This is a genomic window from Corynebacterium sp. (genome assembly GCF_043426755.1).
GTDB lineage: Bacteria > Actinomycetota > Actinomycetes > Mycobacteriales > Mycobacteriaceae > Corynebacterium.
This window is the reverse complement of record NZ_JBHWRP010000096.1, coordinates 1-20,599: the sequence shown is the minus strand read 5'-3', so window position 1 is coordinate 20,599 and position 20,599 is coordinate 1. Positions and strand designations below refer to the sequence as shown.

Genomic DNA, 20,599 nt, shown 5'->3' with positions numbered 1-20,599 from the left:
ACTTTACCGCGCAATCAGGCAAGCGTGGGAGTCGCGCACCCGCTGGAACCACCAAGCCTTCCGATCGGGCGCCGCCCGAAGTTCATGCAGCCGCACCGGATCGGGCTGGACAGGCGAGATGGTCAGGCGCCCGTCGACAAGCTCCCCCGGCTCCACCACGTCCTCGACGAACAGGCGCTGCGTCGCCAGGCCCGCCGCCCGCGAGCCCGTCAGCTGCGCCGCCACCAGACCAGCGTGGATCCCCACCGCCGTATCCAAAGCACTGGCCACCGTCAACGCCAGGTCCAACCGGCGCGAAATCTCCACCAACCGGCGCACCCCGCCCAGTGGCGCAACCTTCACCACGGCCACGTCGGCGGCCTCATATTCGGCGACGCGGTAGGGGTCCTCGGCTTTCCGGATTGACTCGTCGGCGGCGATCGGCGTATCGACGAGACCGCGCAACCGCGCCAGCTCCTCCACGGTGGCGCACGGCTGCTCCATATATTCGAGCTCGCCCAACGCGGCGGCGGCCTCTACTGCCTGGTCGACGGTCCAGCCCCGATTCGCATCCACCCGGATCACAGCATCCGGCATGGTCTCGCGCACAGCGGAAACGCGCGCGATGTCGTCGTTAAGCGTCTGCCCGGCCTCCGCCACCTTCACCTTGAACGTGCGCACGCCCGGATAGCGCGCCATGACCTCGGGGACGCGCGCGGCCTCGACCGCAGGGATCGTGCCGTTGACCTCCACCGATCCGCGCGCCTCCGGCAAGCCCTCGAACGCGGCCTCCACGCCCGCCGCGAGCCAGGCGCTGGCCTCCGCCGGCCCATACTCCAGGAAGGGGGAAAATTCGCCCCAGCCGGCGGGGCCGTCGATGAGCAGTGCTTCACGACGATCAACCCCGCGGAACCGCACCGCCATCGGCAGTGACACAACGTGGGCGCGCTCCAAAATCTCATCAACGTCAACCATGCAGATAAGCTTAGGCCCTATGAGCTACTCCACCGAGCAACCCTTTGACCCTTCGCAGTGGAAGGTGGTCGACGGCTTCGCCGAACTAACAGACATCACCTACCACCGCCATGTGGGCTCCTCGCGTGCCGACGGCATCGTCCGCATCGCCTTCGACCGTCCCGAAGTACGCAACGCGTTTCGCCCCCACACTGTCGACGAACTGTACCGGGCCCTCGACCACGCCCGACGCGACCCCACGGTCGGCGTGGTGCTGCTGACCGGCAACGGGCCTTCCGAAAAAGATGGCGGCTGGGGTTTCTGCTCCGGCGGCGACCAGCGCATCCGCGGCCGCTCCGGCTACCAGTACGCCACCGCCGACGACGACTCCGCGGTGGACGAAGCCCGCGCCAAAGCCGAGGGCGGCCGCCTGCACATCCTTGAGGTGCAGCGCCTGATCCGCACGATGCCCAAGGTGGTCATCGCCGTGGTCAACGGCTGGGCGGCCGGCGGCGGACACTCCCTGCACGTCGTGTGCGATCTGACCATTGCCTCCCGCCAGGAAGCCCGCTTCAAGCAAACTGACGCCGACGTGGGTTCCTTCGACGCCGGCTACGGCAGCGCCTACCTAGCCAAGATGGTCGGCCAGAAGTTTGCCCGCGAGATCTTCTTCCTGGGCCGGACCTACACGGCCGAAGATATGTACCGCATGGGTGCCGTCAATATCGTCGCCGACCACGGCGAGCTCGAGGCCGAAGCGATCCAGGTGGCGCGCGAAATCAACGGCAAGTCCCCCACCGCGCAGCGCATGCTCAAGTTCGCATTCAACCTTGTCGACGATGGCCTGATGGGCCAGCAAGTCTTCGCCGGTGAGGCCACCCGACTGGCTTACATGACCGACGAAGCCGTCGAAGGTAAGGAGGCGTTTTTGGAAAAGCGCGATCCCAACTGGGAGGAGTTCCCCTTCTACTACTAGCCGGCTTCATAAGAATCGGAGCGTTTCGCTGTAACCGCTGACCTCCAACCGATTCCGGTTGGAGATCAACGTAGTGCTGCGACGACTAACTGCACTCTGCTTTCTACCCCGAACACCCGAAATAGTTCCACTAGATGTTTCTTCACGGTGGACACCGAGATGTGTAGCTTGCGCGCGATGCGTGTATTCGAGTCGCCAGCAATAACCAGGCCCAGAATTTCCTGTTCTCGTTCGGACAGAACGCGTCGGCGCTGTGGCTCAATGGCTGGAATGAGGAATTTTCCCAGTCTTGGCGCCAATTCTGGCGAAATGAACCCTCTGCCCGAAAGCGCTTCCTCTATTGCTGCCACGATATGCTCCTGCGGCCCTGTCTTCAGGACCATCCCCGATGGCCCAGCAGAGAGCAATGAACGCAAGCGAAAGAAGTAACTCACAACGCTTGAACCACTAAGTCGGCCACAACTCATAGCAGGAAGTACACCAAAACCGTAGTTAACACGAAGTTAATCACGACCAGAACATTGACGTTGCCAAACCCCTTTTTGCGAAACCCTCGCGCCAAATAGACCGACCCAAAGATGGCCAAACATCCTGACAGCATGATAGAAGCCACGATGGATAATGACTCGTGCCGGAACGCGATGCCGGCGACGTAGGCAATAACCAACACAACGAGCAGCGGAACTAAGTTCTTGGTCTTAAAATCCGCGAAAGTCATGTCAACAACCCTACCTTGCGTGCAGTTTTCACGATTCCTCCTTTAGACTAAAGACTTCTTCGGGCCAGAGATAGACCCCAGCGTGAAAAGTGGCCAGGTGGCCACCCCCGCTACCTGACTGCGTACAGCTCCACCCACCCGCTACGCTTGGTGCCCATGACCGATTTCCTAGCCGACAGGCTGAATAAGTACAGCATCGCCGTGACCGGCATTTCCCCCTACGGCTTCGGCAGCGCGGACATGTTCTGGGAGCTTCCCGACGGGTGGAGCGACGTCACCGAACTCACCCAGGGCGTGCCCCCGGAGCAGTCCGGCGTGATGTTATTGCGTGCCGACGAACCCACCCACGGCTTCTTCCAGAACGTCGCCACCTATACATGGGTGCTCGACGGGCGGGTGCCTTTCGAAACGATCTTCACCGGGCTCAAAGAACCCGTGCCGGTGGATGCGGGGCAGGTGTCGTCGTTAAGCGCAATCGATCACGTAAGCGACACCCATGCCGAGGCGCGCCTGATCACGCGCTTCAACGACGACGAGCGCGACATGGTCTCCACCACCCTGTTCACCTGGTACAAGCTGGACGGGACGGGTACGCGTTTCGACGATCCCTCGGTGCTGATCCAGCGCACACTGGTGGCGGTGGATGCGGAGCAAGAGAGCGTGCCGACGTTCACGCAGCTGCCCGATAGCGTGGACAAACTGGGCCAGTAAATTAGCCCGGCTAAGGTTATCGGGTGTGAATCGATCGTCGCATGTTCTGGAAACCCTGCCCGTCAGCCTTGCGGACCCGACCGCCGTGCTGCCCGACTTGGAGCAGGCCATCGCCGGGGAACGCACCCTGCTGCCCGTCCCCGCGGAGGACCCGGCGCGCACGCAGGTGCTGAAGGCTTCGCAGCGCGCCGGCCACGATATCGACGCGGCGATCGCCCTTGTGGTGTCCACGTCCGGGTCGACCGGCACGCCGAAGGGTGCGCAGCTCACCGCCGCGAACCTGGTCTCCAGCGCTGACGCCACGCACCAGTTCCTTGGCGGGCCCGGGCAGTGGCTGCTGGCGATGCCCGCCCACCACATCGCCGGGCTGCAAGTGCTGATCCGCAGCCTCATCGCCGGGGTCGAGCCCGCCGCCTGCGACCTCACCGGCGGGTTCAACATCACCGAATTTGCGGGGCTGTCACGCGAACTCCACGAAACCGGCGACCGCTGCTACACCTCGCTCACGCCCATGCAGCTGGATAAGGCGATGCGCACCCTCGAAGGCATCGAGGCGCTGCGGCTTTTCGACGCCATCCTCGTCGGCGGCGCCGCCACCAGCCCGAAGCTGCTGCGCGCGGCCGAAGACCTGCGCATCCGCGTGGTCACCACGTATGGTTCCAGCGAAACCTCCGGCGGCTGCGTGTACAACGGCCACCCCATCGCTGGCGCGCAGGTCAGGCTGGCGGAAGACGACAACAACCGGATCCACCTCGGCGGCCCCATGATTGCCCACGGCTACCGCAACCTCCCCGACCACGAAGCTTTTGCCCGCGAGGGATGGTTTGCCACCTCCGACGCCGGTTCGCTTATCGACGATCAACTGTTGGTGACGGGGCGGCTGGACACCATCATTGACTCCGGCGGGTTGAAACTGCACCCGGAGGTCGTCGAAAAGCACATGCTGGCCCTCGACGGTGTAGACGCGGCGTGCGTGGTTGGTGTGCCGGATGACCGGTTGGGCCAGCGCATCGTCACCGCATATTCGGGATCGGCTTCACGGACCGATCTGCTGGAGGCCTTTGAGGAATTGCCGCGGTGGCAGGTGCCGAAAGAGATTCTGCATGTGGATCAGATGCCGCTGATTGGGCCGGGGAAGGTGGATCGTCGGAAAGTTGCGGGCCTGTTTAGGATGTAATGCATGACTACCTCCAGTTCGGCCTCCTATTCGGCAACGCGTCGCGATTGGTGGGAGGCTGCGCGCCCCCACACGTGGGCGAATGCGTGGGCACCGGTGATCGTCGGCACGGGCGCGGCCGCCTTTGCCGGCGGGGCGCACTTTGGGCGGGCCCTCCTGGCGTTGGTGGTGGCGTGGGCGCTGATCATCGGCGTGAACTTTTCGAACGACTACTCCGACGGCATCCGTGGCACCGACGACGACCGCACCGGACCAACCCGCCTGACCGGCTCCGGGCTCGCCGACCCGCAGGCTGTGAAGCGCGCCGCCTTCTTAAGTTTTGGTGTGGCCGCGGTGGCGGGCATTCTCTTGTCGTTGTGGTCGGCGTGGTGGTTCATCCTTATCGGGGCGGTGTGCATCGCGGGGGCTTGGTTCTACACCGGCGGTAAAAATCCGTACGGCTACCGGGGCCTCGGCGAGGTCGCCGTGTTCGTCTTCTTCGGACTCGTCGCGGTCCTGGGCACCGAATACACGCAGGCCGGGGCGATCAGCTGGGTCGGGGTGGCCGCGGCGGTGGGCATCGGGTCGATCTCCGCGAGCGTGAACATGGCCAACAATATCCGCGACATCCCCTCAGACTCCGCCACCGGCAAAATGACACTGGCGGTGCGCCTTGGCGACACCAACGCCCGCCGCCTCTTCGCCGTCTTGTCGCTCGTGCCCTTTGTGATGACGCTCTTCATCGCCGCGGCCTACCTACCGACGCTGATCGGGCTCATAGCGCTTCCCCTCGCCCTGCACGGGGCCATCACCGTATTGAAGGGCGCGCGCGGAAAAGACCTCATCCCGGTGCTCGGCATCAACGGTAAGGCCATGCTTGTGTGGGCCATCGCAACCTCGGTGGCCCTGTTCTTCGGCGCGCTCGGCTAACCGCCGCGCAACAACCTGATCGCCCCGCCTTTCGCCGCGGGGTGATTGTTCAGCACTGGTTTACCGCCAAACGCCGGCATCCAATAGTCCAGGCCATCAATCTTGTCGATGTGCCCATAACGCGGCTGGTCACGGTCATCGTCGTTACGCCCGTTATGGAACTCGCACAGGCAGGTGAAGTTCTTCATCTCCGACTTCCCGCCATGTTTAAAGGCCGTGATGTGGTGCATCTGGGGTTCGTCGGCGGGGCGTCCGCAGCCCGGCCATGCGCACACCGGCGTTTTCAGCCTCTGGCGCAGCCTCTGTTTGACGGTGGCGAAGCGGCCCTCGTCGGAAAGCCGGTACAGTTCCAGATCTTCCCCGGTGATCGGGTCCACCAGCAGCGCATAGCCCTGGGCGGAGAGGTGGGCGCGGACGAAATCGGCGCCCGTCATGGTGGTGCCGTTCGTCATCGCCAAGCGGACCTCATCCAGCCCTTTCTCTTCCCAGCCGGCAACTTCCTCATTGAGCGGGATGATGATCGCCGGGTCCAGCACCGGTCCCCCACCCGCAGAATCAGAGGCCGCCAGCTGCAAAAACGCCTCGGCAGGGTCCACGCCGGTTTCGTCGGCAAGCGCATGCGCCCGATCCAACGCCGCCTTCGCCAGGTGGGCAGGCCCGCGCACGGACACGTCGGTCAGCGTCGAATCGGGCACCGCCTTATGCCCCAGCTTCATCTCCGGGTTCGGCTTAGCGGACGCGTTATATTCGGCGAGGAGCTCGTCGGCCCGCGCACGCAGCCCGCGGATGTCGGCAGGCTCCCGGACCAGGGCAAGGCGCATTGGCCAGGCGTGCTTATCGTCGTCAAGCTTGCCGACGAGGCGTTCAATCTCTAGCAACGTATTAATAGTGTGCGCGTTGTCGCGGCCAGCCTTGCGGGCGTTCGCCTGCTTCCGCGTGGAATGGGTGGGGCCACAATAGACTTTGCCCAGCTTCTCGATCTGCTTGGCCAACGTCCGATCGATGCCACTGCGACACAGGTCGATGACGCTGCGGCCGTGCGCTGCCTCAATGACAGCCATGCCGCCGCGCCACTGCGCTGCAAAAGCCTCGAATGCGTCCATGGCTTTGACGATAAGACACCGCAGGCAGGTGTGCGGGGCCGGAATGGAAATCTGTGGATAACTCGACCGCTTTGCACACTAGAGTGGGCAAAGTAGAAAAATGTGGATAACTTTCGCGGCGTTGTCGCGTTATGTGGTAGTGGCGTTGCCCGCTGGGGCGGGATGCTGGGATACTGCTTGGGAGAATCGACACAGAGAAGGAGCGGCACATGCTGGATGTGATTACGGGCTTCGCGATCATGTCTTTTTAACTGCCATTGTTCGGCGTCTGCTTATAGCACCCAGTCCGACACCGAGAGCAGCGCCGATAAAAAGCAAAGTAGAGAACGGGATGGCGGAAGCATTCATCAATATGAGTGCTTGGACCACACCAGTCAAGGGGGGAATCATAAACCACCACCAAGTAAAACCGCGTTGAGCCGTATCTCGCCACGACAGCAGAAGAGTCAGCACTGGATTAAGAACAACCAGCGGGACGGCCCACCCCAGTGGCCCAAAAACGGGCGAAACCAACAGAAGTACTGTGGATACGAGTACATACGTGATTAACAATCGCCAGCGTGGTTCCATTGAATCGCCTCCAAGCAGAAACATTACTTGACGGAAATAATACGGAAAGAGAAATGCGGCATGCTCTCAGTCATCACGGGGTTCGCAATAATTTTCGCGGTGATCGCCACCGGCTACCTCCTTGCCCGCAAAGGCGTGATCGGGCCGGGCAAGCAGCGTCTGATGTTCAACAAGGTCGCCTTCTACGCGGCCACGCCGGCGCTGCTGTTTTCTTCGGTGGCGGCCTCCGATGTGTCCACGTTCTTCTCGCCGGTGGTTCTGGTGGTGTTGATCTCCACGGTGGCCACCGCCGCGATCTACTGGGCCCTGTCAGCGGCCTTCTTTCGGCAGGACGTTCCGACGACCACCGCTGGGGCGGCCTCGGCCAGCTACTTCAACTCCGTGAATATTGGGTTGCCGATCTCCATCTACGTCATCGGCGACGCCACCTGGGTGATCCCGGTATTAGTGCTGCAGATGGTTCTGTTCACACCCTTTGTGATCGCGGGGCTGACGGTCGACGAATCGTCGTCACGCTCGCGCTCTGGAAAAATCGTGGACGCGATACGCTCCGGGGTCACGTCGCCAGTGGTAATCGCACCGCTGCTCGGCGTGATCGTGGCGTGGCTGGGGATCACGGTGCCGCAGCCGGTCATGGCGCCGATCGAGCTGCTTGGCGGTGCGTCTATTCCGATGATCCTGATGAGTTTCGGCGCTTCCCTGCACGGCGGCACGGTGCTGGACCACAAACCCGACCGCCCCGCCGTGATCACCGCGACGACGCTGAAACTGATCATCATGCCGATCATCGCCTTCGTCACGGGGTGGGCGATGGGCTTGCCGACGGACCTTCTCTACGCCGGTGTGATCCTCGCAGCGCTCCCGACAGCCCAGAACGTGTACAACTATGCGGCGACTTATCAGCGCGGGGAGATCGTGGCGCGCGATACCGTCTTCCTCACCACGTTCCTCGCAATGCCCGCGATGATCCTGATCGCCCTTCTATTCGGTAACTAGTTTTAGCGCTCTGAAAGTTCGCGGGCGACCCATTCCTTCTTCGCGCGGCGCTGCTCCGACCAGGCCGCCACAGCTTCGGTGGCTTCGAGGCGTTGGCGGCGGAACACCAGCATCGACAGCGGGAAGGCCACGATCAGCGCCAGGAGGGCGGACATGACAAGGGGGACGGGGGCGTCGATAAGCAGCGCTGCGACCTGGATGATCGCGGTCAGCACGACGAACAAGAGGATGCGCAACAGACCGTAAACCGCGACGGCGCGATTGGCGCGGGAGCGGGTGGCTTTGACGTCGGACTCGGATACTGAAGTAGACACGCACCCCAGCCTAGTCAGTCGAAAGTGGTAAATCCTAACCAAGTATGCTGGTGGGCATGGGACGCTTAATCCTCATTATTTTGCTTCTTCTGGCGGTCTGGCTGGTGTGGCGGGCTTTCGGCCCGGGCAGTCAGGCGCGTATCGACGCCCAGCGCGCCCGTGAGCAACCGCCTGCCATTAAAGGGCCGGACGACGACGAGGATTTTCTGTGGAGCATCGAAAAGGAACGCTTCAAGCAACGCCGCGCCAAGGAGGAACAGGAGCGCCGAGCACGCGAGGAAGAGAAGCGGCAGAAAAAATTCCGCCAAGACCGTCCGGAAGACGGCAAGGCGGAAGGTTAAAGGTTATTCGTCGTTAGTCTTTTCCACCGCTTCGAAGCACACCTCGAGGCCTAGGGCGCGGGCGACAGCCACGACCTTTTCGAAGCGGACTCCCGCGCCACCATGTTCGATGGTGTGCAGCGTGGAGCGCGATACTCCTGCGGATTCTGCGACTTCTTGCTGCAGGCGGCCATCAGCGCGACGCCGGGCTGCCAGCGATTTCCCCAGCTCAATTAGGATGGGGTCTTCGCTGGCTGGTTTGCCGGCCTTATTTCGTGGACCAGCCATAGCAAACTCCTTCAAAGTCGAACGTGCGGGATTCGTGCGGGAATTGTGACTACCTTAGATTCCCTAGGCCTTAAGTTTACAGGTTCGCAGTATGAAGAAAATCGCAATGCTGGGGAGAAAAGTAGCAGTTCAGGGGCTTATGTTTGGTTAAATAGACCTACTGGGCGATATGACTTAATGATCACTCAACTTCAACAGGTGCCTCCTATCGAATTCCTGCTGAAAATCACTTTTATTCTCACGGAACACGAAAGAGCAGGCTCTCCCCCACGCCCATTTACCCCCAAACGTAGGTCACCTAAAGAATGCCAAAGCGGGCGAGATAGCCCATTCTCGCCCGCTTTCCACGTCAAAACTTTTAGTTTAACCCCGCATAGGAGTGCAACCCGGACACCACCATGTTGATGAAAAACAGGTTGAAGATGTTGGTGGCCAGCGCAAGCACGTTGATCCAGGCGGCCTTGTAGTTCTTCCACCCAGCGGTGGCACGCGCGTGCAGGTAGGCGGCGTACAGGATCCAGGTGATCAGGGAGACGGTCTCCTTCGGGTCCCAGCCCCACGGCCGGCCCCAAGACGCCTCCGCCCACACAGCGCCCAGCAGGATGCCAATACCAAACACCGGCAGGGTGATGATCGCGGTCTTGTACGTCAGCGAGTCCAGCGTCTTTGCACTTGGCAGCGGCTTGGCCACAGCGCCGAAGAAGCCGTGCTCTTTGCCCTTGGGCTGCCAGATCCGCAGCAGGTACAGCAGGGCGAAAACGCCGGAGACCATGCCGATCGACGCGCCACCGGCCACCGACGACACGTGTATCGGCAGCCAGTTAGACTGCAGCGCCGGCAACAGCGGCGACGCCGGCACCCACAGCACGGTGGAGTTGATGAACATCAGGATGACCATGGGGCTGAGCACCCATGGCCACATGGTGTGCCAGTTCTTGCGCTGCGCGACGATCGCTGCCACGACCATCGTGCCCAGGGTGGCGGCGGCGATATACTCGTACATGTTGCCCAGCGGGAAACGCTCCGCCGCAATACCACGGGTGACCACGCTGACCAGGTGCAGCGCGATGCCGAACCACACCAGCCCCTGGGTCATGCCCGCTAGTTTGCGTGCGCCTTTGACCCTTTTGTCGTACTCGTCTTGGTCGAAGGGCTCGTCGATAAGCCCATGGGTGTTTTCGAAATCGCTTGTCGACGAGCCACCGCCGCCGACGTTGACCAGCTGCTTTTGCTCTACCTGTTGTGCGTCGCGGATGCGGCGCATGTCGATGACGCCTTGCATGCGGCCGTAGTAGACCAAGGAGACGATCAACGCGGCAAGGTAGATGATGCAGGCGGTGAAAAATGACAGATCGGACAGTTCTGCCAGGTCGGTATTGACGTTCATGAATCCTCAGCCTACCCCGCCGATGGGGTTCGGCCAAGACTGCTTAGTCGTCGTACCCCATCACGTCAGAGTCATCAGTATCTGGATCGATCCGCCCAGCGATGGCGTTGGTCAGCTCGTCGAATTCGCCGGTCCAGCCTGCACGGTCGGTGCGCGCCAGGCCGCCCATTTCGATGCGTGTCGACGAGCCATCGTCGCTAGGCGTGAAGCGCACCCACACGCGGCGGCGCTTGATCATCAATGAGCCGATCAGACCGGCCAGCATCGCGATCGCCGAAGCCAACACCCACCCCTGGGAGGGGTCGTGGCTGACTTGGTAGTTGGCGTATTCGGCGGCGCCGTCGAAACGCACGGTGATCCCGCCGTCGATGGTGGCTTCCTCGCCGGGGGCCAGGTTGACGCGGTCGACTTTCTGCAGCTGCCCGTTCGCGACAAGTGTTTGGTCGAGGACGAAGATGTTCTGCGGGCGGCCGGAGTCCAGGCCGGCGTCGCCGCGGTAGATGTCGATGGCCATCGCCGGGTCCTGCATCGACGGGAAGGAAGAGCTGAGCTCGTTGCCGTCCACGCCTCCCCACCGGGCGGTGGGAGCGAACAGGCCTTCGATGGCGATTTGGTTCTGGCGGCGCTCGAACAGGTCGGGGTACATGCCGGCCGGCGGATCAAAACGCATTACACCGGAGGATAGGAAGAAGGTCGGGTCATCCGGGCGGAACTGGATCATTTGGGTGCGCGATTCCCCATTCGGCCACGTCACCGTGATCTGCGGAGCGAAACCGTGTCCCTGCAGGTAGATCCGGTCGCCGCCGAGGCGCAGCGGGTGGTTGACGCGCAGCGTGTAGTCCGACCAGGTTTCCGGGTCGGTGGTGATCTCGTCGCCAAGCGCATAGCTGATATCAGAGGTGAACTCTTGGGCCTGCCCGTTCGGCAGGTAGTCGGCGGCGAAGTTGTGGGAGACGAAGCAGAACGGGGTGAGCCCGGTGCCGTCGAAAAGCGCGCCGGCGCGGAAGGAGTCGAAATTGGCGGGCGAGGTGTTGCAGAATTCCTGCGATTGATCCACGGGCACGGCGTATTCGGATTCGGAATCCGTGACCACGATTACTTGGCCTTCGTAGTAGATCATGCGCCCGATGAACACGGTGACCAGCACGGCGACAATGCCAATGTGGAAGATCAGGTTCGCCAGCTCACGCCCGTAGCCGCGTTCGGCGGACAGGGAGTTGGCCCCGGCGCGGTCTTCGTCGGCAGTATATTCGGCAACGTGCCAGCGTTTCAGCGCCCGGGTTGCGTCAGCCTTGGCTTGTTCGAGAGGCTTATCGACGATCGCCTCTGCATGCATGGGCATGCGGTGGAGAAATTTCGGTGCCCTGGTGGGTGGTGTTTTGTAGGCCTTGTAGTGGTCCCAGGAGCGGGGAATGATGCAGCCGACCAGGGAGACCATCAGCAGGGTGACGATCGCGATGAACCAGGTGGAGCTGAAGACGTCGAAAAGCTGCAGCCTGTCGTAGACGGCGCCGAGGCGCGGGTTGGACTCGATCCACTCGTCGACCTGGAATTCGCTGACCGTGCGCTGCGGCAGCAGGGCCCCGGGGATGGAGACGAGCGCTAGGAGGAAGAGCAGGACCAGGGCGGTGCGCATACTGGTCAGCCAGTGCCACGCCTTCTTCAGCCACGTCCACACCTGTTTCACGTCCGAGTCCTTTCTTCGGTGATTAAATGACCGTGGTGCCGAAGTCGGCGACCAGCGATTGCGACCAGCTGATGAAATAGTTCCACGCGCCGGTCAAGAGTGCTATCCCCACGATAATCATCAAAATTCCGCCGATGATCTGCAGGGTGCGTGAATGCTTGCGCAGAAAATCGAAAGTCTTCATGGCACGCGCCGACCCTAAGGCGATCAGGATGAAGGGCACGCCCAGGCCCAGGCAGTAGCCCAGAATGAGCAGGGTGCCGCGGGCGGCGGTCATGCCGTCGGTGCCCACTGCCACGGAGATGATGGCTGCCAGTGTGGGGCCCAGGCACGGCGTCCAACCGAGGGCGAACACTCCGCCGAGCAGGGGCGCGCCGACCCAGGTGGCCAGCTTCTTGGGCTGCATGCGGGTATCGCGTTGCAGGGCGGACACCATGCCCATGAAGACCAGGCCCATGATGATGGTTACTACCCCACCGATGCGCATGAGCAGGTCCCGGTTGAGCTGGATGACGCTCACGGCCCCGAACACAGAGACCGACATGAGGATGAACACCAGCGAAAAGCCCAGCACGAACAGCAGGGCCGCACCGACGACGGCGCCTTTACGACGATTACCCACCCGCGGGCCGTACTCCTTGTCCATCGTCATTTCCCCGCCAACGATGCCGGTGAGGTAGGACATGTAGCCCGGCACCAAGGGCACCACGCACGGCGAGGCGAAGGACACCAGCCCGGCCAGTGCCGCGGCCAGCAGGCCGATCAGCAGGGGGCCGGTGGCGGCGGCGTCAGCGAAGACCTCACCCATTGGCGATCAGCTCATCGGTAACATCCAGGATGTCCTGCGCGTTGACCTCGCGAAGGAAGACGGCGGCCGGGCGGTGCTCTTGGTCCAGCACGATGGTGGTCGGGATGACCGAGGTGGGCACGCCACCCAGTGCCGCAGCCGTTTTGAACGGCGGATCGTAAATAGAGGGGTAGGTCACCCCGTTGTCTTCCACGAAATCGCGGGCGATCTGGGCGTTATAGTCGCGCACGTTAATGCCCAGGACTGTGCCGTCCTCGCCGAGCGCCTCGTGCGCCTCTTGCAGGTCATCGACTTCGGCCCGGCACGGCGCGCACCATTGCCCCCAAGCGTTGAGGACCACGACTTGGCCCTCAAAATCGGAGAGGCTGATAGTCTCGCCCTCGTCGTTAAGCGATTCGCCGGAGAAATCCTGAATCGGTTTGCGGTTTTCTTCGGGGTAGAAAATCTCCACCTCGCCGCCGGGCGAATGGAAGGCGAAGGTTTGGGTGTTGCCGGTGTCCTGGCCGCAGGCGGTCAGGGCAAGGCTCGCAGCGGTGAGGACCGCTACCAGGCCACAACGTGTGCGCATTTAGATCTCTCGTGCTGGGGTGGAATAGAAGGATTCAGTAAGTATGTCATCACGAAACAGCAAAGAGGTCACGCTCGTCAAATCGCACTGGCGATCCAGCGGGTTATGCGGCAGCGGCTTGTCGGCGACGGCGCGCTGCACCATCACGATCGGCAGCTGGTGGCTCACCAGAATCGCTTCATGCCCTTCGGCTGCGAGCCGGGCGCGCTCGACGGCGTCCATCATGCGCGCCAGGATTTCTTCATAGGGCTCGCCCCAGCTGGGCACGGACGGGTCCGTCATGAGCCGCCAGCGGATTGGGTTCCACAGCTGCGAACGCCAGCCTTTGGTGCGCAGACCTTCGAAGCGGTTGCCGGATTCGATCAGTGCCTCGTCGGTACGCACCTCAAGCCCGGTGACCTTGGAGATTGGCGCGGCGGTTTCCTGGGCGCGCTCCAAGGGGCTGGCGGCCAGATAGGTGACGTCGTGGCCACGGAAAGACTCCGCGGTGGCCGCCGCCATGGACTGCCCGCGTGAGGACAGGTGGTAGCCCGGGATGCGCCCGTAAAGAATCTTGCCGGGGTTGTAGACCTCGCCGTGGCGGACCAGGTGGATGATGGTGGTGGTCATGCTTGAGTCAGTCCTTTACTCTGCGGTCGCGCTGGCTGCAGCGGCGGCTGCCGGTTTGAGGGCGGCTTCGATGGCGGCGAAATCATCGTCGTTAAGCGCCGTGGAGACGAACCAGGTCTCAAACGCGCTGGGTGGGCCGTAGACGCCGTGGTCCAGCAGAGCGTGGAAGAACGGCGCGAAACGGAAGGTCTCGGCGGCCTTCATGTCCTCGAAGTTATGGCCCTCGCCTTCGGCGAAGCGGATGGACAGCATCGTCGAAGCGCGCTGAATGTGGTGCGCCACGCCTTCGCGGGTAAGCGCTTCGCTGATGAGTTTCTCCAGCTGGTCGGCGTTCGCGTGCAGGGTTGGGTAGATGTCTTCGCTGGCTAGCTTCAGCGACGCCAGGCCGGAGGCCATCGCCACCGGGTTTCCGGACAGGGTGCCTGCCTGGTAGACGGGGCCGTTCGGCGCGAGGTGCGCCATGATGTCCGCGCGCCCGCCGAAGGCCGCCGCGGGCAGGCCACCGGAGATGACCTTGCCGAAGGTGGTCAGGTCGCCGGCCACGTGGTCCACGCCGTACCAGCCGGAGTGGGAGGTGCGGAAGCCGGTCATCACCTCGTCGATGATCAGCAGTGCGCCGTTGTCGTGCGCGATCTGCTTCAGCGCCGCGTTGAACCCCTCCTGCGGGGCGACGGTGCCCATGTTGCCGGCAGCGGCCTCTGTGATGATCGCCGCGATTTCACCTGGGTGCTCCGCGAAGGCTTGGCGGACCGCGTCAAGATCGTTGTACTTGACGACGATCGTGTCGCCCGCCTGCGCACCCGTCACCCCCGGGGAGTCCGGCAGCGCAAAAGTAGCCACGCCAGAACCCGCAGATGCCAGCAGGGAATCCACGTGGCCGTGGTAGCAGCCGTCAAACTTGATGATCTTCGCGCGCTGCGTAAATCCGCGCGCCAGGCGCACCGCACTCATGGTCGCCTCGGTGCCGGAGTTGACCATGCGCACCGCATCAACGCTGGTGCGGTCGATGATCGCCTGCGCCAGCTCAACCTCTCCGGCGGTGGGAGCACCGAAGCTCAGTCCATCCTTCATGGCCTTTTCCACGGCCTCCAGGATGGCCGGGTGGGAGTTGCCGTGCACCATCGGACCCCAGGAATTCACCAGGTCAACGTATTCGTTGCCGTCCACGTCCGTCAGGCGCGAGCCTTCGGCCTTGGTGATGAAGCGGGTCTGGCCGCCCACAGAACCAAAGGCGCGCACCGGGGAGTTCACGCCACCCGGGGTCACCGCCTGCGCGCGCTGGAACAGCTCGGCGGACTTGGCGGTATTAGTCGACGTATTCTGGCTAAAAAGATCTCGGGCAGTCATGCGCACCATTGTAGATCAGCCGTCCCCCACCGGGCCATCCCGATTGGACATGGGACGACCAGTGACAATTCTGGCACCATGGTCAGTATGAAGACTTCATTAAATATTGCATTCTTAGGCTTGGGTCGCATGGGCACCGAGCTGGCGTTGAAGCTTGTCGACGACCACAGCCTCACCGTGTGGAACCGCACGAAGGAGAAGACGCAGGCGCTCGTCGATAAGGGCGCGCGTGCCGCCGATACCCCCGCGGAAGCCGTCGAGGGCGCGGACTTGGTGATCACATCACTGTTCGGGCCGGACACCGTGCGCGAGGTCGTGATCGAGCCCGGCCTGATCCCCGAGGGCGTGACCTGGACCGACACCACCACCGTGTCGCCGGAGGACGCCACAGAGTTCGCCGCGGCTGTCCCTAGTTATGTGCACGCCCCGGTGGTCGGCACGCTGACCCCGGCGCGCAACGGCAAGCTGGGCGTTTACGTGGGTGGGGCGGACGCTTCACGACGAGAAACCGTGGCAGAGGTAGTCGCACCGTGGGCCGCTGCTAACCCGGAGCGGCTGAAGGTCGTCGATTCTGGGGCGAAGGCAGCAACCGGCAAGCTGCTGGCCAACCTGGCGCTGGCGGTGACCGCGCAGGGTTACAAGGAGGCGCTGTACTTGGGTGAGTCGCAGGGCTTGGATGCCGCGGAGGTCTCTGAGCTACTGGGATCCACGGGTCTGGAGTTCATGCGCAACATGAAGCAGCCGTTTGTGCTGGGTGAGCGGGAGACCTCGCCGGGTGATTTCACGGTCGATGCGATCGCGAAGGATGCACGCCTCATGCTGGATTCCACCGACAAGGATCTCCCCGCGGTGCGCGCTGCGCTGGAGTCTTTGGATGAGCAGGCTGAGCGTGGCCGCGGCGACCATGACTTCTCTTCGCTCATGGTGTACCGCAACGAGTAGGCCCAAGTCAGCGCGACCTATTTGGCCGCGCTGGATTCGTTCTTCGACTGTTTATAGAACACCGAGGCCATCACCACGACAACCAGGGCGATCGCGATCCAACCGGCCACCTTCTGGTACTGCTCCAACACGTAGACAACGGGTTCGCCGATGGCGTAGCCTAGGGCGAAGTAGCCGAGGTTCCACACCGTTTTGGCGATGAAGTTGAGCACCATAAACTTGCCCACCTTCATGCCGGTGGCACCGCTCATGATGAAGACCACGAGGGCGATCGGTAAAGGAATCGGCAGGTAGGCCAAGAAAATACCGAACCAGCCTAACTTCTGGGTCCAGCGTTCGGCGCGCTCAATGTTGCGGGCTGTGCGGGCGGACTGCTCGGCATAAACGTCCAGCATCCCGCGGCCCCACAGCTTGCCGGCCCACCAGTACACCCAGTCAAACTTGATGGCCACGACAGAGCCGATCAGCAGGTACCAGATCCACCCCGGCGCCTGGCCGACGGCGGCCAAAGCACCCGTCGACGCAGCACCAAGCCGGGAGCCCGTCAACGCCAACATGACCTCCGGCGACAGGCCCAAAAGCCAAGCGCGCAGCGGGATCATCGCCATGCCGAACAGGCCGACGAACCCGAGCCAGCCGAGGCACCAGTAGTCGGCCTTGCCGGGTTTCTTGTTCCACGGCATGCCGGGTTCTTCCCACCACTCGGGCTCTTGCTCGGTGGGGGTTTCTTCAGGATTCTGGTTCACGCTCACCTAATCTAGTCCAGATCGTGCCTATTTCTCACCAAGCATGCTGGCCACGGTCTCCTTCGCGTGGGTAATCACGGCGGGTACACCCACTCCCCCAGCCCACGCGCCGGTCAGGGCGAGGCCGGGGACGTCGTCGATAAGCGAGAAAACCTCACGCACGGTGGCGATGTGGTTCTCGTCGTAGCGCGGGAGCCCGCCCAGCCAGCGCTGCACATAGATCTCCTCCAAGCCGGCGGCGCGGCCGTCGAAGCCAGTGGTGGTCTGCAGGTCGTCGAGCGCCCAGTCGACCAGGGTGTCCTCGTCGGTATCGCGCGCGATGGTGTCGCCGAAACGCCCGAAGCTGGCGCGTATCAGTGCCCCGCCGCGCTCGCCGAGGTGCGGCCACTTCTTCGAGGAGACCGTGAAGGCCTTGGCGTGCACGCCCTCTTGGTCAGCGGCGACGAGCACTCCAGAGTTATCGGGCAGGCCCTCGTCGGTAGCAAAACGCATGCCGACTACCGCACTGTCCGCAAGCTGCACCGACTTCAGGGCGCCCCCTGCCTCCGGGGCGATGTCGCGCAGCAAAAGCGCCGTGGTTGGCGCGGGGGTAGCCAGGATCAGGCGGTCGTATTTATCGTCCTGCCCGCCGGTCAGGGTAAACGTGCCGGTGTCGGTGCGCTTGGCGCCAGAGATGAACGCGTCGATGTAGATGTTGGCACCGGATTTCTCCGCCAGGGTTTCGTACACCTCGGCGTAGCCGCCGTCGAAGGCGCCGAACACGGGCCCGGGTTTCACGCCGGCGGACTGTTCCTTGCGCTGCTGGCTGATCGCCTCGATGGCGGCGTGGAAGGTGACCTTCTCCCCCGCCTCAGCCAAGCGGTCGAATTCCTCGGCCAGGCGCGGGATGGTGGCGCGAATGCCTAAATCATCGGCCGTGCAGGAATACACCCCACCGAGCAGGGCGGACACGATGCGGTCCACGACCTCATCGCCCATGCGCTCACGCACCAGGGCGCCCACGTTCATGTCGCCGCCGACTTCCCAGTCGATCCCGGGCTGGTCGGCTTCGGCGTCGATACGCGCGGCAGTCTCCTCGCTGACCAGGTGCTCCACGGGACTTGACGACGAAGGGATGCCCATCATCCCGCCGCGTGGCAGGTTCTTCAGCTCCCCGCCCGTAAAGACCGTGGAGCGTAGCCCGGAGGGGAACTTGATCTTGTCGGCAAGGCCGAGCTCGGTGAAGAACTCGCGCGCCGCGGGCCGGTGGTACAAGAAGGCTTCTGCGCCCATGTCGGTGGGGCCGGCCTCGAAGGGGATGGTGAGGAGTTTTCCGCCGATGCGGTCGGTGGCCTCATAGACGTCGATATGCGCGTCCGGCTCCGCCTTCCGAATTTCGTATGCGCTGGTCAAGCCAGCAAGTCCTGCGCCAATGATGGCAAATTTCATTTACTGCTCCTCGTGGATAATGGCCACTGCTTCGGTGATGGCCTCCGCCTGGGTGGTGGGCAAGACACCATGTCCCAGGTTGAAGATGTGGCCGGTCGCATCGCCTGCCTCGATCGCGCGGGCGGCCTCGGCCTTGATACGTGCGACTTCGGAGCGCACGACGTCGGAACCGGCGAACAGCATCGCTGGATCCAGGTTGCCCTGCAGCACGCGCGGGCTGGAGAAACGCTTCGCGGCCTCGTCGAGTGGGACGCGCCAGTCCACACCCATGACCTCAGAGCCGGCATCGCTCATGGCCCCGAGGATTTCGCCGGTGGCCACACCGAAGTGGATGCGCGGAATCTCGCCCGCCACCGATTCCAGGATCTCCACCGAATATGGCAGCACGTGCTCAACATAGTCCTTGCGCGTCAGGAATCCGGCCCAGGAATCAAACAGCTGCATGGCGTCGATGCCCGCGTTCACCTGGGTGCGCAGGAAGTTCTTCACGGTGGGCACGATGCGCTTCATCAGGGCGTGCCAGGTGTCTGGGTCGCCGTGCATCATGGCCTTGGTCTTCTCATGGTTCTTCGACGGGCCACCTTCCACCAGGTAGCTGGCCAGGGTGAACGGCGCGCCGACGAAACCGATGAGGGTCTGGGTGTCGGTGAGCTCGTCGAGGATGATGCGGATGCCGTCCTGCACCTCCGTGACCTCCTCCTCGAGGATCGGGAGGGCGTCGATGTCCGCGCGGGTGGTGATGGCCTTGTCCATCACCGGGCCGCGGCCGGCGACGATCTCCACGCCCACACCCGCCGCGCGCAGCGGCACGACGATGTCGGAGAAGAGGATGGCGGCGTCGACGTCGTGTCGGCGCACCGGCTGCATGGTGATCTCCGCCAGCAGCTCCGGCATGAAGCAGGAGTCGAGCATCGAGATGCCCTCGCGCACCTTGAGGTACTCGGGCAGCGAACGGCCGGCCTGGCGCATGAACCACACCGGGGTGCGGGACGGGGTGCGGCCGGCGGCGGCGGCGAGGAGCGGGGCATCGGGAATGTCACGACGAGTCATGCCCACCATTGTGGTCCAAAAGTTGGACCCGGGGGTAATTACGGGGCCACCGCGCGTCGGAAGGAACGGACACTGTTGGACCGCGCCTCGATGAATAGCGAGGAACCGAGCATGAGCACCGTCGCCGCCATGGGGTGCAGCACCCCGGCGACCGACGCAGCCAGGGCGACGCCGTTGTAGGTCCAGGCGAAGACGATGTTCGTGTCGATGATCCGGCACACCCGGCGCGACTGCGCGATGAGCTGCGGGATCGCCGACACATCCCGCCGCAGGACGATGATGTCCACGTCCGGGTGGCCCGAGTGGGTGAGGTGGTCGACGTCGTCGCTGGTGTCGCTGTCGCCCATGAGGATGCCCACGTCCGCCACCCGCAGCGAGGACAGCACGGAGACGTCGCCGACCATGCCGACCGTCGCGCCCTGGGTGTGCACCGAGCGCACCGTGTGGGGCTTGCGGCCCGGGGCGATGCCCGCCAGCACCTGGGAGATGCCGATCCGGTCCGCGTACCGGCGCGCCACCGGGTACGTGTCCCGCGACAGCATCACCGTCTCGATGCCCTGCTGCTCCAGCTGCTCGACGGCCTCCTCGGCGTCGGCCTTGACGTTGTCGTGCAGGCTGATGACGCCGCGGTCCTTCCCCTTCCAGCGCACCACGATGGGGGTGCCGCCGGAGACGACCGCCGCGGCCAGCCGTCCGTGCAGGTCGGACATGGTGCGGGGGCGCCACAGGACGGCCTCCACCTGGGTGACGGTCACCGTGCCGTCGCGCGCCCTGAGCGGCAGGTCGACGAGCCCGCGGAAGCTGCCCTGCCCGTCGTCCTCGGCGTGGGAGACCTCGATCCAGTGCGGGACGTCCTCGCCGCCGGCGCCGGTGTCGCGGGCCTCGCGAGCGGCCTTCACCAGGGCCCGGGACACCGGGTGATCGGATTCCAGGGCCAGGGCACCGGCGACGCGCAGCACCAGCTCCGGGTTCTCCCCGTGGGCGGCGGTGACGGACTCGACGTGCATAGAGA

At 63.5% G+C, this 20,599-nt stretch carries 23 protein-coding genes; 7 read left to right on the top strand and 16 right to left on the bottom strand.

Annotation, left to right across the window (positions count from 1 at the left end; genetic code table 11):
- Positions 1–3: 3 nt before the first annotated feature.
- Positions 4–954 (bottom strand): o-succinylbenzoate synthase, encoded by a 951-nt coding sequence (locus ACHFGA_RS09840; RefSeq protein ID WP_394282206.1) that lies wholly within the window; start codon positions 952–954, stop codon positions 4–6.
- A 19-nt stretch (positions 955–973) separates the two neighbouring features.
- On the opposite strand from ACHFGA_RS09840, the gene ACHFGA_RS09835 reads away from it, so the two are divergent.
- The gene (locus tag ACHFGA_RS09835) at positions 974–1,909 is read left to right on the top strand and encodes a 1,4-dihydroxy-2-naphthoyl-CoA synthase (protein WP_394282205.1); all 936 of its coding nucleotides are present in this window, start codon (positions 974–976) and stop codon (positions 1,907–1,909) included.
- Between the two features lie 65 nt (positions 1,910–1,974).
- Here the strand turns inward: ACHFGA_RS09835 and ACHFGA_RS09830 are convergent, their stop codons facing one another.
- Together ACHFGA_RS09830 and ACHFGA_RS09825 are read right to left on the bottom strand one after the other, a co-directional pair.
- Positions 1,975–2,259, bottom strand: coding sequence for a response regulator transcription factor (locus ACHFGA_RS09830; RefSeq protein ID WP_394282204.1), 285 nt, complete (start codon positions 2,257–2,259; stop codon positions 1,975–1,977).
- Between the two features lie 113 nt (positions 2,260–2,372).
- On the bottom strand, positions 2,373–2,627 hold the full coding sequence (locus ACHFGA_RS09825) for a hypothetical protein (RefSeq protein ID WP_394282203.1): 255 nt from the start codon (positions 2,625–2,627) through the stop codon (positions 2,373–2,375).
- 156 nt (positions 2,628–2,783) lie between these two features.
- On the opposite strand from ACHFGA_RS09825, the gene ACHFGA_RS09820 reads away from it, so the two are divergent.
- The 3 genes from ACHFGA_RS09820 to ACHFGA_RS09810 are packed head-to-tail and all read left to right on the top strand — an operon-like array spanning position 2,784 to position 5,424.
- The gene (locus tag ACHFGA_RS09820; RefSeq protein ID WP_394282202.1) at positions 2,784–3,338 is read left to right on the top strand and encodes a hypothetical protein; all 555 of its coding nucleotides are present in this window, start codon (positions 2,784–2,786) and stop codon (positions 3,336–3,338) included.
- Positions 3,339–3,363: 25 nt separating this feature from the next.
- Positions 3,364–4,515: an o-succinylbenzoate--CoA ligase gene (menE, locus tag ACHFGA_RS09815; RefSeq protein ID WP_394282201.1), complete on the top strand. Its 1,152-nt coding sequence runs from the start codon at positions 3,364–3,366 to the stop codon at positions 4,513–4,515.
- 3 nt (positions 4,516–4,518) lie between these two features.
- Positions 4,519–5,424, top strand: coding sequence for a 1,4-dihydroxy-2-naphthoate polyprenyltransferase (locus tag ACHFGA_RS09810; RefSeq protein WP_394282200.1), 906 nt, complete (start codon positions 4,519–4,521; stop codon positions 5,422–5,424).
- On the opposite strand, the gene ACHFGA_RS09805 is transcribed toward ACHFGA_RS09810, so the two are convergent.
- The gene (locus ACHFGA_RS09805; protein WP_394282199.1) at positions 5,421–6,527 is read right to left on the bottom strand and encodes an HNH endonuclease signature motif containing protein; all 1,107 of its coding nucleotides are present in this window, start codon (positions 6,525–6,527) and stop codon (positions 5,421–5,423) included. The two genes, ACHFGA_RS09810 and ACHFGA_RS09805, sit on opposite strands and share 4 nt — an antisense overlap.
- A gap of 630 nt (positions 6,528–7,157) precedes the next feature.
- On the opposite strand from ACHFGA_RS09805, the gene ACHFGA_RS09800 reads away from it, so the two are divergent.
- Positions 7,158–8,093 carry an AEC family transporter gene (locus tag ACHFGA_RS09800; RefSeq protein WP_394282198.1) on the top strand — a complete coding sequence of 312 codons (936 nt, stop codon included), beginning with the start codon at positions 7,158–7,160 and terminating at the stop codon, positions 8,091–8,093.
- A 2-nt stretch (positions 8,094–8,095) separates the two neighbouring features.
- Here the strand turns inward: ACHFGA_RS09800 and ACHFGA_RS09795 are convergent, their stop codons facing one another.
- Positions 8,096–8,407, bottom strand: a complete 312-nt coding sequence (locus tag ACHFGA_RS09795) for a DUF4229 domain-containing protein (RefSeq protein ID WP_394282197.1) — start codon at positions 8,405–8,407, stop codon at positions 8,096–8,098.
- Positions 8,408–8,463: 56 nt separating this feature from the next.
- Here ACHFGA_RS09795 and ACHFGA_RS09790 point away from each other — a divergent pair, with 56 nt between their 5' ends.
- Positions 8,464–8,748, top strand: a complete 285-nt coding sequence (locus ACHFGA_RS09790) for a hypothetical protein (protein WP_394282196.1) — start codon at positions 8,464–8,466, stop codon at positions 8,746–8,748.
- 3 nt (positions 8,749–8,751) lie between these two features.
- Here ACHFGA_RS09790 and ACHFGA_RS09785 read toward each other — a convergent pair whose 3' ends face one another.
- From ACHFGA_RS09785 to hemL, 7 genes are all read right to left on the bottom strand, one after another.
- Positions 8,752–9,015, bottom strand: a complete 264-nt coding sequence (locus ACHFGA_RS09785) for a helix-turn-helix domain-containing protein (RefSeq protein ID WP_394282195.1) — start codon at positions 9,013–9,015, stop codon at positions 8,752–8,754.
- 358 nt (positions 9,016–9,373) lie between these two features.
- The gene (gene ccsB, locus ACHFGA_RS09780) at positions 9,374–10,402 is read right to left on the bottom strand and encodes a c-type cytochrome biogenesis protein CcsB (protein ID WP_394282194.1); all 1,029 of its coding nucleotides are present in this window, start codon (positions 10,400–10,402) and stop codon (positions 9,374–9,376) included.
- Positions 10,403–10,445: 43 nt separating this feature from the next.
- On the bottom strand, positions 10,446–12,089 hold the full coding sequence (locus ACHFGA_RS09775; protein WP_394282193.1) for a cytochrome c biogenesis protein ResB: 1,644 nt from the start codon (positions 12,087–12,089) through the stop codon (positions 10,446–10,448).
- Between the two features lie 22 nt (positions 12,090–12,111).
- Complete coding sequence (locus tag ACHFGA_RS09770; protein WP_394282192.1) at positions 12,112–12,897, bottom strand: cytochrome c biogenesis CcdA family protein; 786 nt, start codon at positions 12,895–12,897, stop codon at positions 12,112–12,114.
- Entirely contained in the window at positions 12,890–13,465 is a 576-nt protein-coding gene (locus ACHFGA_RS09765) for a redoxin domain-containing protein (protein WP_394282191.1), read from the bottom strand. The genes ACHFGA_RS09770 and ACHFGA_RS09765 overlap by 8 nt, the downstream gene beginning before the upstream one ends.
- On the bottom strand, positions 13,466–14,074 hold the full coding sequence (locus ACHFGA_RS09760) for a histidine phosphatase family protein (protein ID WP_394282190.1): 609 nt from the start codon (positions 14,072–14,074) through the stop codon (positions 13,466–13,468).
- Positions 14,075–14,089: 15 nt separating this feature from the next.
- A complete protein-coding gene (hemL, locus tag ACHFGA_RS09755; protein WP_394282189.1) occupies positions 14,090–15,421 on the bottom strand; it encodes a glutamate-1-semialdehyde 2,1-aminomutase in 1,332 nt (443 codons plus the stop codon).
- Between the two features lie 87 nt (positions 15,422–15,508).
- On the opposite strand from hemL, the gene ACHFGA_RS09750 reads away from it, so the two are divergent.
- A complete protein-coding gene (locus ACHFGA_RS09750) occupies positions 15,509–16,363 on the top strand; it encodes an NAD(P)-dependent oxidoreductase (protein WP_394282188.1) in 855 nt (284 codons plus the stop codon).
- Positions 16,364–16,380: 17 nt separating this feature from the next.
- On the opposite strand, the gene ACHFGA_RS09745 is transcribed toward ACHFGA_RS09750, so the two are convergent.
- From ACHFGA_RS09745 to ACHFGA_RS09730, 4 genes are all read right to left on the bottom strand, one after another.
- Entirely contained in the window at positions 16,381–17,109 is a 729-nt protein-coding gene (locus ACHFGA_RS09745; protein ID WP_394282187.1) for a DedA family protein, read from the bottom strand.
- A 27-nt stretch (positions 17,110–17,136) separates the two neighbouring features.
- Positions 17,137–18,537, bottom strand: a complete 1,401-nt coding sequence (locus tag ACHFGA_RS09740) for a protoporphyrinogen oxidase (protein ID WP_394282186.1) — start codon at positions 18,535–18,537, stop codon at positions 17,137–17,139.
- Positions 18,538–19,587 carry a uroporphyrinogen decarboxylase gene (hemE, locus tag ACHFGA_RS09735; RefSeq protein WP_394282185.1) on the bottom strand — a complete coding sequence of 350 codons (1,050 nt, stop codon included), beginning with the start codon at positions 19,585–19,587 and terminating at the stop codon, positions 18,538–18,540.
- Between the two features lie 38 nt (positions 19,588–19,625).
- A partial coding sequence (locus tag ACHFGA_RS09730; protein ID WP_394282184.1) for an HAD family hydrolase occupies positions 19,626–20,599 on the bottom strand: 974 nt, incomplete at its 5' end.

Bases quoted from the DNA above. Each gene is read 5' to 3' on its own strand.
- ACHFGA_RS09820 (WP_394282202.1), top strand. From the start codon at position 2,784: ATGACCGATTTCCTAGCCGACAGGCTGAATAAGTACAGCATCGCCGTG.
- ACHFGA_RS09805 (WP_394282199.1), bottom strand. From the start codon at position 6,527: ATGGACGCATTCGAGGCTTTTGCAGCGCAGTGGCGCGGCGGCATGGCT.
- ACHFGA_RS09840 (WP_394282206.1), bottom strand. From the start codon at position 954: ATGGTTGACGTTGATGAGATTTTGGAGCGCGCCCACGTTGTGTCACTG.
- ACHFGA_RS09740 (WP_394282186.1), bottom strand. From the start codon at position 18,537: ATGAAATTTGCCATCATTGGCGCAGGACTTGCTGGCTTGACCAGCGCA.
- ACHFGA_RS09810 (WP_394282200.1), top strand. From the start codon at position 4,519: ATGACTACCTCCAGTTCGGCCTCCTATTCGGCAACGCGTCGCGATTGG.
- ACHFGA_RS09760 (WP_394282190.1), bottom strand. From the start codon at position 14,074: ATGACCACCACCATCATCCACCTGGTCCGCCACGGCGAGGTCTACAAC.
- ACHFGA_RS09825 (WP_394282203.1), bottom strand. From the start codon at position 2,627: ATGACTTTCGCGGATTTTAAGACCAAGAACTTAGTTCCGCTGCTCGTT.
- ACHFGA_RS09765 (WP_394282191.1), bottom strand. From the start codon at position 13,465: ATGCGCACACGTTGTGGCCTGGTAGCGGTCCTCACCGCTGCGAGCCTT.
- ACHFGA_RS09790 (WP_394282196.1), top strand. From the start codon at position 8,464: ATGGGACGCTTAATCCTCATTATTTTGCTTCTTCTGGCGGTCTGGCTG.
- ccsB (WP_394282194.1), bottom strand. From the start codon at position 10,402: ATGAACGTCAATACCGACCTGGCAGAACTGTCCGATCTGTCATTTTTC.
- ACHFGA_RS09835 (WP_394282205.1), top strand. From the start codon at position 974: ATGAGCTACTCCACCGAGCAACCCTTTGACCCTTCGCAGTGGAAGGTG.
- ACHFGA_RS09785 (WP_394282195.1), bottom strand. From the start codon at position 9,015: ATGGCTGGTCCACGAAATAAGGCCGGCAAACCAGCCAGCGAAGACCCC.
- ACHFGA_RS09770 (WP_394282192.1), bottom strand. From the start codon at position 12,897: ATGGGTGAGGTCTTCGCTGACGCCGCCGCCACCGGCCCCCTGCTGATC.
- ACHFGA_RS09750 (WP_394282188.1), top strand. From the start codon at position 15,509: ATGAAGACTTCATTAAATATTGCATTCTTAGGCTTGGGTCGCATGGGC.
- ACHFGA_RS09800 (WP_394282198.1), top strand. From the start codon at position 7,158: ATGCTCTCAGTCATCACGGGGTTCGCAATAATTTTCGCGGTGATCGCC.
- hemL (WP_394282189.1), bottom strand. From the start codon at position 15,421: ATGACTGCCCGAGATCTTTTTAGCCAGAATACGTCGACTAATACCGCC.
- hemE (WP_394282185.1), bottom strand. From the start codon at position 19,587: ATGACTCGTCGTGACATTCCCGATGCCCCGCTCCTCGCCGCCGCCGCC.